At 63.2% G+C, this 14,475-nt stretch carries 9 protein-coding genes; all 9 read right to left on the bottom strand.

The genetic code is table 11. The annotated features are described in order from the left end of the window. Positions 1-62: 62 nt before the first annotated feature. Positions 63-2,579 (bottom strand): excinuclease ABC subunit UvrA, encoded by a 2,517-nt coding sequence (locus JOY50_RS19845; protein WP_243055687.1) that lies wholly within the window; start codon positions 2,577-2,579, stop codon positions 63-65. A gap of 48 nt (positions 2,580-2,627) precedes the next feature. Continuing rightward, positions 2,628-3,713: a type VI secretion system protein TssA gene (gene tssA / locus JOY50_RS19850; protein ID WP_138737716.1), complete on the bottom strand. Its 1,086-nt coding sequence runs from the start codon at positions 3,711-3,713 to the stop codon at positions 2,628-2,630. Positions 3,714-3,807: 94 nt separating this feature from the next. Next, positions 3,808-4,326, bottom strand: coding sequence for a type VI secretion system tube protein Hcp (locus tag JOY50_RS19855; RefSeq protein ID WP_016499518.1), 519 nt, complete (start codon positions 4,324-4,326; stop codon positions 3,808-3,810). A 143-nt stretch (positions 4,327-4,469) separates the two neighbouring features. Beyond that, positions 4,470-6,965, bottom strand: coding sequence for a type VI secretion system membrane subunit TssM (tssM, locus tag JOY50_RS19860; RefSeq protein ID WP_243055688.1), 2,496 nt, complete (start codon positions 6,963-6,965; stop codon positions 4,470-4,472). Beyond that, a complete protein-coding gene (tagF, locus tag JOY50_RS19865; RefSeq protein WP_138737718.1) occupies positions 6,962-7,870 on the bottom strand; it encodes a type VI secretion system-associated protein TagF in 909 nt (302 codons plus the stop codon). The genes tssM and tagF overlap by 4 nt, the downstream gene beginning before the upstream one ends. Then, the gene (locus JOY50_RS19870; protein ID WP_243055690.1) at positions 7,867-11,664 is read right to left on the bottom strand and encodes a type VI secretion protein IcmF/TssM N-terminal domain-containing protein; all 3,798 of its coding nucleotides are present in this window, start codon (positions 11,662-11,664) and stop codon (positions 7,867-7,869) included. Before JOY50_RS19870 ends, tagF begins: the two co-directional genes overlap by 4 nt. A gap of 30 nt (positions 11,665-11,694) precedes the next feature. Further along, on the bottom strand, positions 11,695-12,411 hold the full coding sequence (gene icmH / locus JOY50_RS19875) for a type IVB secretion system protein IcmH/DotU (RefSeq protein WP_028613912.1): 717 nt from the start codon (positions 12,409-12,411) through the stop codon (positions 11,695-11,697). Then, positions 12,408-13,751, bottom strand: coding sequence for a type VI secretion system baseplate subunit TssK (gene tssK, locus JOY50_RS19880; protein WP_028613913.1), 1,344 nt, complete (start codon positions 13,749-13,751; stop codon positions 12,408-12,410). Before tssK ends, icmH begins: the two co-directional genes overlap by 4 nt. Then, positions 13,748-14,470: a type VI secretion system lipoprotein TssJ gene (gene tssJ / locus JOY50_RS19885; RefSeq protein ID WP_243055691.1), complete on the bottom strand. Its 723-nt coding sequence runs from the start codon at positions 14,468-14,470 to the stop codon at positions 13,748-13,750. Before tssJ ends, tssK begins: the two co-directional genes overlap by 4 nt. Positions 14,471-14,475: the final 5 nt, after the last annotated feature.

Below are 14,475 nucleotides of genomic sequence, written 5' to 3' on the forward strand. Positions count from 1 at the left end.
GGTGCAATTAAGAATTGATCGCATTCTAAGCGCCGTTTGTGGAACCTGGCAATGCGCAGGCGCTACAAGGCCTTGGCCAAAAACGCCGCTGTGCGGCTGTCGGCACACCCGGCCACCTCCTGCGGCGTGCCACTGACCACTACCTTGCCCCCGGCATCTCCGGCCCCTGGCCCGATATCGATCACCCAGTCGCTCTGCGCCACCACGCGCATGTCATGTTCGACCACCACCACGCTGTGGCCGCCCTCGACCAGGCGGTTCAACTGCACCAGCAGCCGGTCGGTGTCTTGCGGGTGCAAGCCGTTGGTGGGCTCATCCAGCACGTACAGGGTTGCCCCACGGGCCGTGCGCTGCAGTTCGGTAGCCAGCTTGATGCGCTGCGCTTCGCCACCGGACAGTTCGGTGGCTGGTTGGCCCAGGCGCAGGTAACCCAGGCCGATATCCTGCAGCACTTGCAGGCAACGGCGCGCCGGTGGCTGTTCGGCAAATACCTGCAGGGCCTGATCGACGGTCAGTTGCAGCACTTGGGCGATGTTCATGCCTTGCCAGCTCACCGCCAGGGTTTCGGGGTTGTAGCGGGCGCCATGGCACGTCGGGCAGGGCGCGTAGACGCTGGGCATGAACAGCAACTCGACGCTGACAAACCCTTCACCTTCACAGTTGGCGCAACGGCCCTTGGCGACGTTGAAGGAAAAGCGCCCGGCGTCGTAGCCCTGGGCCTTGGCCTGATCGGTGGCGGCGAACAGCTTGCGCACATGGTCGAACAGGCCGGTGTAGGTGGCCAGGTTGGAGCGAGGCGTGCGGCCGATCGGCTTCTGGTCGACCTGCACCAGGCGCTTTATGCTGCCAAGCCCCGCACTCACATGGCCGCTGCTGGCCCGTTCAGGTTCGTCTTCCAGGTTTTGTTCTTCGGGCTCGCTACGTTGCTCGGCATGGCCCAGGTGCGCGCCCACCAGGTCCAGCAGGGCCTGGCTGACCAGGCTGGACTTGCCCGAGCCGGAAATACCGGTAACGGCGGTAAAGCAGCCAAGCGGGAAGGCGGCGCTGACGTTTTGCAGGTTGTTGCGGGTGATGCCTTCAAGCTTCAGCCAGTCGCGGGCCTGCCGGGGCTCACGCGTGGTCCGGGCCGGGGCACTGAACAGGTAGGCGCGAGTGCGCGACGGCTCGACCTCGGCCAGGCCTGCGGGCGGGCCGCTGTAGAGGATGGTGCCGCCATGCTCGCCGGCATCTGGCCCTACATCCACCAGCCAGTCGGCGCGGCGCATGGTGTCCAGGTCGTGCTCCACCACATACACCGAGTTGCCAGCCTGCTTCAGGCTCTGCAGGGCTTCGAACAGCGCTTCGCTGTCGGCCGGGTGCAGGCCGGCCGACGGCTCGTCGAGCACGTAGATCACGCCGAACAGCTGCGAATTCAGCTGGGTGGCCAGGCGCAGGCGTTGCAGCTCACCGAAGGACAAGGTCGGAGTGCTGCGCTCCAGGGCCAGGTAACCGAGGCCAAGGTCGAGCAGTGTATCGATGCGTTCGAGCAACTCGTTGGCGATGCGTTGGGCAGCCAGGCGCTTTTCTACCGTCAGCGCATCCTGTTTTTGGGTCAGGTAGTCCGCTGCCGCCACCTTGCGCAATACCTCGGCCAGCGCCTGCAACGACAGGTGCGACAGCTCGGCGATGTCCAGGCCGGCGAACGTCACGCCCAGTGCCTCGCGCTTCAGGCGCTTGCCCTGGCACAGCGGGCAGGGGCTGGGGCGCATGTACTGGGCCACGCGCTTGCGCATCTGCGCGCTTTGCGAGTGCATGAAGGTATGCAGCACGTATCGCCGGGCGCCCATGAACGTACCCTGGTAGCTGGGCTCCTGTTTGCGCTTTAGCGCTTCGCGGGTCTGTGCCGGGGTCAGGCCGGCATACACAGGTGCGGTGGGCGTGTCCTCGGTGAACAGGATCCAGTCGCGCTGCGCTTGCGGCAGGTCGCGCCAGGGAATGTCGACGTCATAGCCCAGCGTTACCAGGATGTCGCGCTGGTTCTGCCCCTGCCAGGCCATCGGCCACGCCGCCACCGCGCGCTCGCGGATGGTCAGCGACGGGTCGGGGACCATGGTTGCTTCGGTCACCTCGTAAACCCGACCCAGGCCGTGGCACTCCGGGCAGGCGCCCTGGGGCGTGTTCGGTGAAAAGTCTTCGGCGTACAGCATCGCCTGCCCGGCCGGGTAGTGGCCGGCCCGCGAGTAGAGCATGCGGATTGAGCTGGACAGGGTGGTCACGCTACCCACCGAGGAACGTGCGCTGGGCGTGCCGCGTTGCTGCTGCAGCGCAACCGCCGGCGGCAGGCCGTCAATGGCATCCACGTCTGGCACGCCAACCTGGTCGATCAGGCGCCGGGCGTAGGGTGCCACCGATTCGAAATAGCGACGCTGGGCTTCGGCATACAGCGTGGAAAAAGCCAGTGAAGACTTGCCCGAGCCGGACACGCCGGTGAATACCACCAAAGCATCGCGGGGCACATCCACATCGATGTTCTTCAGGTTGTGCTCGCGGGCGCCACGGACTCGAACAAAACCCGTTGGCGAGGTAGGGCGCTGACGCATGCGGCGATCCTTGAACGTTGGGGGAGTGGCCGTCAAAGTAACAGCATTCTAGCGGGTGCCTAGCACATCACGGATGTTGTCCACGACATTGTTGTCTTTGATCACATCACTGAGCCAGCCTTCCAGCGGCATGTTGCCCCACTTTATTGCACGTTCTATCAGGTAGGGTACCGGGCTTTGCGGTTCGCTCTGCTTGAAGTACTGGGCAATGCCCGCAAGCATGGTAAACGCCTCGTCGCGGGTCAGCGGCGTGGTGCGCATGGCGGCTGGCGCAGTCGCCGGTGGGCGTGTATCCATGTGTTCACCTGCTGATTGTGCGTTGGCCGCGATGGCCTCTGGCTCCTGCTCCTCGAGGAGGGTGGGGTGCAGCTCGACACCGCGGTCCTTGAGCAATTTCTCCGCCAGCTGGCTGGCACGCGAGAGCATGTCGGCAAGGCTGGCAAAGCTGGGTGCCTCGCGCTCGAACAGGCGGTCTACCGTAGCCTGCAGGCGTTTGCATGCATTGAGACTGGTGGCAATCTCCAAGGCCTTGGCGCGCAGGTGATCGGTGTCGCTAAGTGCTACCGAGCGCTGGAAAATCTCGGCGTTGATCTTGCCTTCGTTAAGCGCTGTCTGCATTGCCTTGGGGTTTTGCAAGGCGAGGTTTTCTACGTGGCGTGATTCGTCATAGCGCAACACGCCAAAATTCTGCCCTTGGGTAATGGGCAAACCACCGGCAATGTCGCTGAGCGTGGTCTTGAGCCAGGACAGCCGCGCTGCGCGCTCATCCAGGCCGTCTTCCAGGGTTGGGTACAGCGTCTCCCAAAACGCGTCCAGAACCCGTTCGGTCAGCTCCAGGCCAAAGGTGATACCTTTGAAGTGCTCGCGCTGAGCCAGCCCTTCACTGAGCCAGGCCGCCAGCATCAAGTCTTTGCTCTGCTCCGCCAGCCCTTGCGCCGACAGGTCGATCACCTGCTCCCAGTTGGCAGTCTTCAGGTCGGTTTGCCAGTCGCCCTGTGTCAGGTAGTCAGGGTCGGCCCGGCGTGCCTCCTTGATCTGGTCGAACAAGGCAGAGAAGCTCAAGTCTTCGCCACTGCCACCCTCGATGGGGGCGGCCAGCGTGGCCAGCGAAAGGTCATTGAGGATTTCAGGCATATAACACTCTGGACATGGCTAATGAACAGCGCGCCAGAAGACCTGGCGGCGCTGCTGGTTCAGGCCGCCGAAGCGGCCCATGTTTGTCACCTGCTTAGGCAAACACTTTGTTCGCGGTGCGGTCCCAGCCACCGACGATGTTGCCGCCGGCCTGACCGTCGGTGCGGTTCTGCTGGGTGTAGGTGGTCTTGATACGGGCAAAGTTGAAGCTGATTTCTTCAATTGGCAGGTCGCTGACGGCCTTGTCTTCACCCCCTTGGTTGCCACCGGCAACGAACTTCACCGACGAGACCACGACTTCTTCCATGTCGATGGTCAGGTAGGTGACTTTATCGCCACCTGCACGGTTGACGTTCAGTTTCAGCTTGGCGATGTGCTTGCCGGTGCAGCAGTGCTCGAACAGCTTGGCCGAAGCCTTGTCGACGGCTTTGCGGATCTTGAAGTCGCTCAGGGCAACACGCTCGGACGACGCACCACCCGAGGAGCTGGCGGTTGCCGAGGTAGCCTGGGTGGCGCCGTACTCGTAGCCCAGCACTTCGATCCAGTCCTTGTGTTTGTCATCCAGTACTTCGCCCGGGATGCCGTCGATTTGGATATACGCGTCAAATGCCATTGTGAAACTCTCCATTAACAACATGTAAAGGGTTGCTCATGCACCCCTTGGTTTTGACCTCGCCGGGCACGCCGGCAGAGGTAGCTTGCCGCCCCCCAGGCCTCCTCCTGTGAGGCCTGGGCGACCGGTTCTTGCGGCATGGCTCAGTTCAGACCACGCACTTCGATTTCCACCCGGCGGTTGGGTTCAAGACACTTGATCAATTGCGCTCGCGGTTGCTGCATGTCGCAATTGACCAATGGCTTGCGGCTCCCTTCGCCTTGTGCAACCACCAGTTCGGCAGGCACGCCCTTGCCGACGAGATAGGTGCGTATGGTTTGCGCCCGTTGTTTCGAAACCTGCAGGTTGCCCTGGCTGTCGCCCAACTGGTCGGCGTGGCCCGAGATGACGATCTTGCCGATGTTCGGGGTGTTCAGCAGCTTGCTGGCAATCGCGCTAAGCTGGCCCTGGCCTTCGGTTCTAAGGCTCTGGAAGTCGGCGCGGCCGAAAGCGAAAAGGGTGTCGGATTCCAGCGTGATGGTCTCGATCGAGCGCAGCGACTGGGCCCGCAGGCTGTCGATGTAGTTACGCGAACTGGACATCAGGAAGGCGTTGTCGAGGATGCGTGGCACATCTGGCTCACGGATCTGGTCGCTGTAGAAAGTGATCTGACGGCTTGCGTACAGGTAGTCCTGGTTGCTGTCTGCTTCGCTACCGGCTGCGGTCATGCGCTGGCCGGTGTGGCGGGCGATAGCCGGGTACCAGTAGTCCGGCAGGTGCGCCTTGAGGAACGCCGGGTCGGCCTTTTCGCGCTGGGCCGGGGACAGCATCACATAGGTGTCCAGGGTGGCCTTGCCGAAATCAGCGATCGACTGGGCGCGGTTGTCATGCGGCAGCGCCTCGGCCTCGACGCTGTCAACACCGCTCACCGGCTGCAACTCGCGGGTGTTGCGCTGGTAGACCTTGAGCGTGGTCAACAGGTAAAGGGTTCGCGTGAGGTTGTCGGCCGTGGGTTTGAGCATCACGTTCTGCAACGTGGCGAAGTAGCGGCTGCGCAGCAGCGGCTCGACTTCATGGCCCTGGTACAGGCCCAGGCGCATGCCGAGCGGCACGCCCTGCTCATGGTGTTGCTGATAGTAGTGCGCGGCCCAGAAGCGCAACCGGTCGAGGCTACGCCAGGCGGTGTACTGGCCGCTGGCAGCCTGGTCGTCGGCCTTGGCCTGGGCCAGTTCGCCGGCAATGCTGGCCAGGGTGGCGCGGTTGTTCAGGTACGACCAGCCCCACAGGCTGCATAGCACCAGGGCCGCCAGGCCGGCGGCGCCAACCCACCCGGCCTTGCGCCGCCGCTCGCGATGGTTGCTGGTGTACAGCGCCACCAGGTGCTGGTCGGGGATGATGACTTTGCGGAACAGGCTATTGATGAATAGCGGCGCCGGCTGGCTGCCAGCTTCGGCAGCACCTGCGGCGTGTTCGAGTGCGAAGCGCTCGGCCACATGCTGGCCGTGGCTGCCCCACTGGGCCTCGTCGGCTTGCAGCGCGGCGGTGAAATAGAAACCACGCAGCATTTCGGCACTCTGGTACGGGTTGGCACGCAACAGGCTGTCGACGAACTGCTGCAAGCGCGGCTTGAGGGCGGCGAGCTCCAGCGGGAACCGATAAGCAGCGTTGTTCTGCCGAGTCACCTGAATGTCCTGTTGCACCAACTGCTGGCCTGCCACCTGCCGCCAATAACCGGTCAGCTCGTCCATGGCCTTGCCGAAACGCTGGCCCCAGTCGGCCTGTTCGTAACCCTTGTGCGAGAAGGTTTTGCCCATCACTTCGCCACGTGAGGCGTCGTCCAGCTGGCGATAGAACGCTGTAAACCCGGGTATCAGGTCGCACTTGGTGAACACCAGGTAGATGGGCAGGCGCACTTCGAGCAGGGCGCAGCTTTCCTGGATGCGTTCGCGCAGGCGCTTGGCCACGCGTTCCTGGTCCTCGGCCGAGCCATGCAGGATGTCGTCGATGCTGACGCTGACGATCAACCCGTTGAGGGGACGGCGTTGGCGATGCTGGCGCAGCAGCTGCAGGAAACCGCGCCATTTACCGGCTTCTTCCGGGCTGTTCATGTAGCGCCCGGCGGTGTCCAGCAGCACCGCTTCGGAACTGAAAAACCAGTCGCAGTTGCGCGTGCCGCCCAGGCCCGCCACCCTTGCGCCTTCGCGCTCGGCATAGGGGAAGTTCAGGCCCGACTGCAGGATCATGGTGCTCTTGCCCGCGGCCGGCTGGCCTATCACCAAGTACCAGGGCAGGGCATACAGCGCGTCCTTGGCCGAGGCGCCGCGGGGCTTGTTGCTGTGCAGGCGCTCGATGCTCTGCAGCAGGCGCTCGCGCAACAGGCTGACTTCTTCGCGGTCGGCCGGGGTGGCGCTGAGTACGGCCTGGTCAGCGTCGTCACGCAGCAAGCCTTCGAGGTTGTGGTGCTGGCCGACACCGCGGTACAGCAGCAGTACATAGCCCGCAGACAGCAACAGAAACACGCCGATACCTGCGAGCAAGCTGTGCAGCGAGGCGAAGCCGAAGGCACGGCCAATGGCCCAGACCAGGAAAATCGCCAGGAAGAACGCCACCCCCAGCAGGTAGGGTTGGTAGCGCAGGCAGTAGTACTTGATCTTGTTCATACAGGCGTCGCATCCAGTGCATCGACGAACTGGTCGATGACGTGTTCAAGAGGTCGGTCGTAATCGTGCAGCTGTGGCGCACCTGTCAGTGGGCTCAACAATTTCAGGTGCTCACCGTTGTCAGCGCAGCCACTGAGCAGTCGGTATGCACAGTTGGCATGGCGCGACGGGAAGCAGTAGAGGCGCGGGTGCATGAAGTCATCGGCCAACAGGCTTACCGCTGGCACGCCATGGCTACCGCTCATGCGTGTCAGCCAGGTCAGCCACAGATCGGCAACAGGATTTTTAAGGCCGCGTTCTGCCGGCAGTGGCAATTCAATACCGCCCGCAAAGTCGCCGTGCAGCGAGCCCCTGCTGTCTTTCAGGTGAGCGAGCGCGGTGGCGCTGTCGAAGCCCGGCCACGAACCGTGCAGGGCGCGGGCGACATCAGCAAAGCTGAAGTCGTGCAGGAACTTGGCATGAACCCGGCGGAACAGGTGCAGGTCCTGGCCCTGCAGCGGGCGCAAGGCCTTGATCCGTTCGAACAGACTGGCGCAATCGGCGCCTTGCACGGCCTGATGCAGCAAAGGCTTGATCTGCGCGCTGAACAGTTCGCCAAGGGTGAACGGGTTGACCCCTGCAATACCTTCCTCGCCCTTGATCAGCTGGAAGATAAAGAACGGGTAGCGCCGTTGGCTGGCATCGCGCGAGCTGAGCAGGCCGCCCAGCAGCCAGTTGCCGTTGCGTGCGCGGTAGTTGAAAAAACACATCGGTAGCGTGTCGAACAACGCTTGCCAGTCATCGCGGTGGCGCATGGCCACCAGCGATGATTGCAACCAGGCGTCGAACTCGCAGGCTTCCTCCGTCGCGCCGTGCAGGCTGACGAAGTCCGCGCTCGTCGGTAGCTTGCCGAAGCAACCGATCATTGCGCGCCCCTGTCGTTGAGGGCGCTCAGGGCCTTGACGTTGCCCAGGTCGGTCAGCTTGACCCCACCGAAGTTGCGTACAACAAGGCTCACGCGGCCACTGGCAGTGTTCCAGCTAAAGCGTTGCTGAATGCCGTCCAGGTCATCGACGCGGGCGCTTTCGTTCATGCGCAGAAGGCCCCATCGGCCCGGGAAGTCGAACACGGTAACCCGTGCGCCGCTGAGGGTAACGACGTCCAGGCGTGCGCCCGGGGCGTTGCTGGTGGCCGGCCAGGCAAAGCGGTTCCAGCTGCTGCGGCCATTGCGGTAGTGCTGTTCCTGGCCATCGAGCGTGAACACGATATCGGTGAAGTTGGCCGAAGGCTCCAGCATGATCTCAAAGCCGTTGTCACGGTCCGAGAGGCTGGCGATCACCTGGCCAACCGAGCTGGCCTTGTCGATGCTGTTGAGCATGCCGGGGTTGACCAGCGCTGGCCCCTTGTTGTCGCCCACGCCCAGGCCTTCACCGCCGGCCAGGTTGCCGATTTCGTTACGCTTGAACGCCGGGAGCAGGCCGCTTTGCGGGTCGACGAAGCGCTGCAGGTCTTTCACCGACGCTTCGTTGTTGCTGCCACCGGCAATGGGGTAACGGTGCGCCATGACCTGTTCCCACGGTTTGGCGATCTGCTGCGCCCAGGCTTTGGCGATTTGCTGGCCGGCCGGGTCGCGCAGGGTGGCCCAGGCGTACTGGATGGGCAGGCTGAACAGCCCCTGCAAGGAGCGGGACAGGCCGTCCTGGCTGGTGTCGACACTGCCTTCCACATAATTGCGTACGGTGGTGACTTCGCTCGGCTGGCCTTCCAGGGTCTCGCTGATCAACTGCTTGCTGCTCTTGCCCACATCCTGCGAGCGCTGGATGTTGTTCATGCGCACCTTGAGCTTGCGCAGCGCAGCCAGGTAGCGGTCCATGATGGTGCTGTCGGCGCCTTCTGCGTTGTTCTCGGCGAACACCCGCGCCACCGGCTCGAAACGCTTGGCCAGGCTGCCGTCATCCACCGCCGGCAGGGCCGGGGCGACGTTGGCGGGCAGCGCGTGATCGGCATCGAACAGGCCGGTGACCTTGCTCCAGAAGCCGTCATCGCGGGCGGCACCTGGGGCCGGGATCGCAGTGTTGATAGGCAGGTCCCACCGGGTATTGTCATTGACCGCAGCCAGCAGGTTCTTTACCGGCGAGTTCTGCACATCGCTGAGCAGGCCCAGTTGATCGGTGGCCGAGGCCAGGTCGGCGAAGTGGCGCATGCCGACGCTGCGGACCATCTTGTACCAGGCTTGGGTGTAGTCGCGCTTGTAGCGGGCCATGAACTCGCGCACGAAGTTGGCTTTTTGCACGACGGCATCGCCGCCTTCGCCGTCCAGCACCCAGTCCGACTCGTTGCGCAGGTTGCCCGACACCAGCTTGATCAGCTCGGGCTTGACGAAGGTGTCCCAGCCCTGGCGCGTGTAGATTGCCGGTATGCCAGCGGAGCTGTACAACAGCGCGCGGCCAGGTTGCGGGACCAGGTCGTTGAGGCTCAGTGATGGGAACTGGCGGCTCGACTCAAGTTGCAGGCGCAGGTATTCGCGATCGACCAGGGAGCTGGAGATCATGAATGCCTTGAGGTTCTGCCGGGTTTCGTTGATCAACTGCTCGTTGCGCGGCAGCGCGGGCGCCTGGCCTTGCTCCAGCAGTTGCACGTACAGCGGCACGTTTTCTTCGATTACCCGGGTGTCGGCCGGGGACCCTTCAGCTGCTGCACCGGCCCAGGCCTGGGGCAGGCTCGCAGCGACGAAGGCCGGGTCCGGGTGAGCCTGGGGTTCGGTCACCAGCAGGTACAGTTTGAGTGTGTTGTAGGCCTCGATGATCGAGGCCACCTGTTGTTCGTTCAACCGGCCAAGCATTTCTTCGGACAACGACAGGCCGCCGGTAGTGGCAGACAGCTCGGCAGCATCGCTGGCCGTGGCCAGGTTGACCTTGGCGGCGTAGGCGCCCAGGCGGGTGTCGACTGCTGCGGCCTTGGCAGCCACGGCAGCGGCGATTGCCTTGCCGCCGCGTTTTTTAGGCTGCGGCGCGGGGGTGAACTCCAGGGCCTGGTTGATGCCGTTGGCGAAGGTGTTGAACGCGCGCATCTGCACTTGCAGGCTGCGGGCGATCGGCTCCAGCGCCTGGCTGCGCAATTGTGCCAGGTAAGCGGTGCTGCTCACCTGGTGGATCGCTTCGCCATGGTAGAGGCCGGCAGCCAATTGCAGCGGGACACCTTGCAGGCGATGGGCTTCGACGATCGCCATCTGTTCGCGCAGCACTTCCAACCCCTTGCCGGCAGCCAGCAGTTGCTCGCGCTCCTGCGCTTGTTCGATCTGCGCCAGTTGCCCGCGCAGGCCTTCGAGCCATTGCCGGTTGTTGATGAACGACAGAGCCTGCCAGCCGATGAACACAACCCCCGTGGCGACGGCCAGGCCTAGTAACAGAGGGCTGAACGCGGCCGGCCTACCCTGGCGCGACTGGTACAAAGTCAGGTCGCGGTCCGGGAAGATCACCCGGCGGAAGGTGTCGGTGATGAAGTAGCTGCGGTTACCGACGGCCTTGATGGTGCTTTCGACGCGCTCGTCGTAGGCCGCCTGCAGGGCGAACTCATCGGCGATGACGTCTTCATAAACCTGCCCCAGCTGCTGCCCGGTCTGCAGCGCACTGGTGAAGTACAGGCCCCGCAGCAATAGCGGATTACCACCGCGATGGCCCTGGGTGAAGTGGTCAAGGAAGGGTTCGAGCACTTCACTGAGGGCGGCGAAATACTGCGGGAAGTTCAACAGGGTGCTATCGGCTTCGGCACCGAGGGCGATCATCTGTGCGTCGACGTGCTGGCGAATGCGGCCTTGCAGGTTTTTCAGCCGCGTTTGCAGCACGGCGTGCAGGCCATTGTTGCGGATTTCCGACAGGCCAAAGGTCATGCCCAGCGGCTGCTGGCGTTCGTGCAGGTCGAGGCCCTCAAATGCCTGGCTGAACCCCGGCAACTGGTCGGTCTTGCTCAGCATCAGGTAGATCGGCGGGTTGGCGCCCAGGCATTCGGCGTACTCTTCGACCCGTGCCACCAACTGGTTGGCCAGGGCATTGCGCTCATCGCTGTTGGCCGCCAGTAACTCGGGCAGGCTTACCACCAGGACCAGGCCATTGATCGCCGCCTTGCCGCGCTGCTTGCGCAGCATCCGCAGAAAGGCCGAGAACTCGCTGGCCGACTGGTCGTCGCGCAGGTAGCGCCCGGCGGTATCGATCATCACGGCATCGGGGCTGAAGTACCAGTCGCAGTGCTGGGTACCGCTTTCACTGTCGTTGGCCGTGGCAATGCTGGCCGACAAGCCGGAATGGGTCAGCAGCGAAGTCTTGCCTGCAGCCGACATGCCAACCACCAGGTACCAGGGCAGATCGGACAGCGCGGCCTTGCCGCCGCCTCCGGCAGAGCGGTCGGTGCGCAGCATGGCGATGGCGTGCTTCAGGCGCTCGCGCAGTACCTGCTGGTCACGGAACTCGCCGGTGGCATTCCACGAGCGGTCGACCTCGATTTGCAGCAGGTTCTCGAGGTTGTGCTCGGCACGGATGCGCTGATATTGGCGCAGCACAATCACCAGCAGGAAGCAGGCACTGATGATTGCCAGCGCTTCCGGCACGTGATGACGCAGCCACGGCACCAGCGGCGCGGCCAGCCAGCAAATCAACAGGCTGGCCAGCCACAGCAATGGCAGCAGCACCCAGAAACTTTTCAACAGACGCAGTAATGTTTTCATGTCTTCCTGACTCGGCTACCTGACGTGTGCTCAGGCACTGAACAGCTGGCGGATTTGTTCGGACAGGGCGGCGACGTCCTTGTCCAGCAACCAGTCGAGTGTGAGGTACACGGCGATGCAGACCAGCGCGATCAGCGCCAGATACACCCACAGCGGCACTTCATGGCGCAGCATCTGCGACACCTGGTCGGGCAGGGCCCAGTCCGGTGACAGGGCTTTGGGCGCCTTGCGGTAGCGGGCGATATCCTGGCCCAAGGTATTGGCCAGGTAGCGCAGCTGGTCTTTCTGGCCGAGGCTGAACTTGCCCTCGAAGCCCAGGGCCAGGCACAGGTGGTAGACCTCGAGCACGTCGATGTTCTGCTTGACGTCGGCACGTAGCGCATCCACTTTCTCGAAGAAGCCTTCACCTGCCAGGTGCACGCCGAAATAGCGGAACTGCAACGGCTGCAGTTCAAAGTGCCGGCGCAGTTCGTTGTCGCCTGAGCGCAGTACGCTTTCGTCGAGGAAAGCGCACAGCGCGTATTGGGTGTCCTTGACCTGCTCGACGCTGTAGTTGGCGGCGCGGGCATCACGCTCCAGGTTGGTGAAAAAGCGCTCGACGCTGCCCTCGAAAGCCTGCACCGAGGTGACCTGGCGCCCGCGACGCACGATCAGCGCCATGCTGATGAAGTCCTGGACCAGGTCCTTGAGTGTCGGTTTGTCATTGGCGGCCGCGACGGCGCCCTGTTGCAATACGGCTTCGGTCATTTGAGCACCGCCATCAGTTCAAGCTTGAGGTTGGTAAAGGCGCTGGGCGCATAGAAGCAGATAGCCTGGGCATTGATCATTCGCTCATACACATTGCCGTGCGGCTCGATGGCGAAGTACTGGTTGTCCAGGCGTACCGGAATCGCGTTCGGCAGCCGGGCGGCATGATTGAGGGTGACACCAGGCATGGCGCTGTTGACCACCACTTCGATGTCTTCCGGTGAGCCGACCTTGAACGCCCGGGGCACCAGCTCCAGCAGGCTGGCGCCGGGCATGTCGGCGTGCACGGCAATATAGAAGTCCGCCTCGGCCAGGCGTGGATCGTGCAACTGGCCTTGCCAATGCGACGGTTTGGTCTGGGTAAGGTTGATGACGATGCATTGGTTGGGCACGACGTTGTCGAGCATTACGCGGATCATCTCGTCCAGTTTCACCAATGATGCTGCAGGGTCTTGATGGTCGTACTCAGGGATGTCGCTTAACTGGGTGTCCAGGGTGAAGGTCAGCAGCCCGCCAGCCAGGTCGGCGAGGAACAGGTACAGGCGCTCCGGGTGCAGGCGCGGGTGAGCCAGCAGATGAGCTAACTGCGGGTGGGCACGGTTGACCGTGTTCAACAACCAGAACAGGGTGACGTCGCTGGACCCGAACTCGGCGATCTGGTCGGCGCGCTCACGTCGCCGGCCGGACAGTGCCTTGCTTTTGGCCTGCAGGGCGCCGAGCAGGCGCTTGCCGAGGCCGACGATGGTTTCGTGGCTACCCAGGTGAAGTGTAGGGTGGACGAAATGCGGGTCAATATTGAAGCCGCCCATGCTGTTGCGGGTCAGCTTGGCCAATGGACAATGGGTGTAACCGTCGAGGCTGTCACCGTCGACCAGCATCACCACATTCAGGCGCAGGCTGGTGATTTCGTTCTCCAGTTCGCCTTCGTTAAGGTCTGGCAGGGTGTCGAACTGTTTGCGAAAACGCCGCGCCGCCTTGTGTTCGTGGCCATCTTCGACGTAATTGAGGCCAAAGGGCTCAGGCAGCTTGAGTGCGGCATAAACCTTGAGGTCATTGGCCTTGAGCAGGTCTTTGAGGTCGCGTGCGGCAGGCAGCGGGTCGTGCTGCGGAGCGTCGTACAGGCTGCCATCGGAGAACACCAGCTTCAGGCGTTTGAGCTGCAGCGTACCGTTGGCCAGGGCGTCTTCGTCGACCTGCAGCGCCTGTACCCCCCAATGGAACGGGGTACTGCGCAGGGTCGCCTCAGCCAACTGGTGCTGGTGGAACTCGTCCTGGTACTGGAAGTGCTGGGGCAGCAGGAACATGCCTTCCGACCACATCACCCGGCTCTGCTTGCTCATTTGACGCTATCCACTAAAGAGTTGAAGGTTGAATCCATGGCGTTGCTGGCCGACTGGCCCGCGGCGTCGGAGGCTTTCTCGATAGCTGCGCCCTGCACCTTGTCCGTCAGGGTCGGGTCAGCGTCGTTGGCTTTTTGCGCAGCCGCGAGCTGGTCGGCGGTGGGTGGTTTGTTCAGCACATCCACGCCACGCATGGCGCTGATTTCAGTCTTGTCCACCAGTACCCGCAGGCCGTCGGAGGAGAACCAGATGCCGTCCTTGCGCAGCGAGTTGGCGTCGAAAGCGACTTTCCAGCGCGCGCCTTGTTCATCGCGGAAGAACGCCGCCACACCAACGTAGCGAGCATTCTTGGCCAGCGGCCATTGGTCGATCTGGCCGATGCCCGGCAGCAGGGTGATCTCGCGTGCTTCCACCAAGGTGTTGCCCAGTGCCTTTTGCGGGGTATCCCACAGGGTCTCGGCATCGGTCGCGGCGAAGCGCTCAAGGTCGGTCAGCTGGTACACGCGCATCACCACCGACAGTGGCTTGCCCTCGGCATCAGGGTTGAGCTGGTTGCCGCCGTCAGAGGTCAGGATGACCTTTTCGCTGTCGGCCAGCATGTCGGCAGCCCAGCTGTCCTCCATGCGTTTGCCGATTCGGTCGGTAACCCCACAACCGGCCAGCGCCAGCAGCAGGGCGGCGGTGGTCAGGCGTTTGAGGGCTGTGTGCTTGCGTTGCATGACGG

This window comes from Pseudomonas sp. BP01 (assembly GCF_022760795.1).
Classification (GTDB): Bacteria; Pseudomonadota; Gammaproteobacteria; order Pseudomonadales; family Pseudomonadaceae; genus Aquipseudomonas; species Aquipseudomonas putida_Q.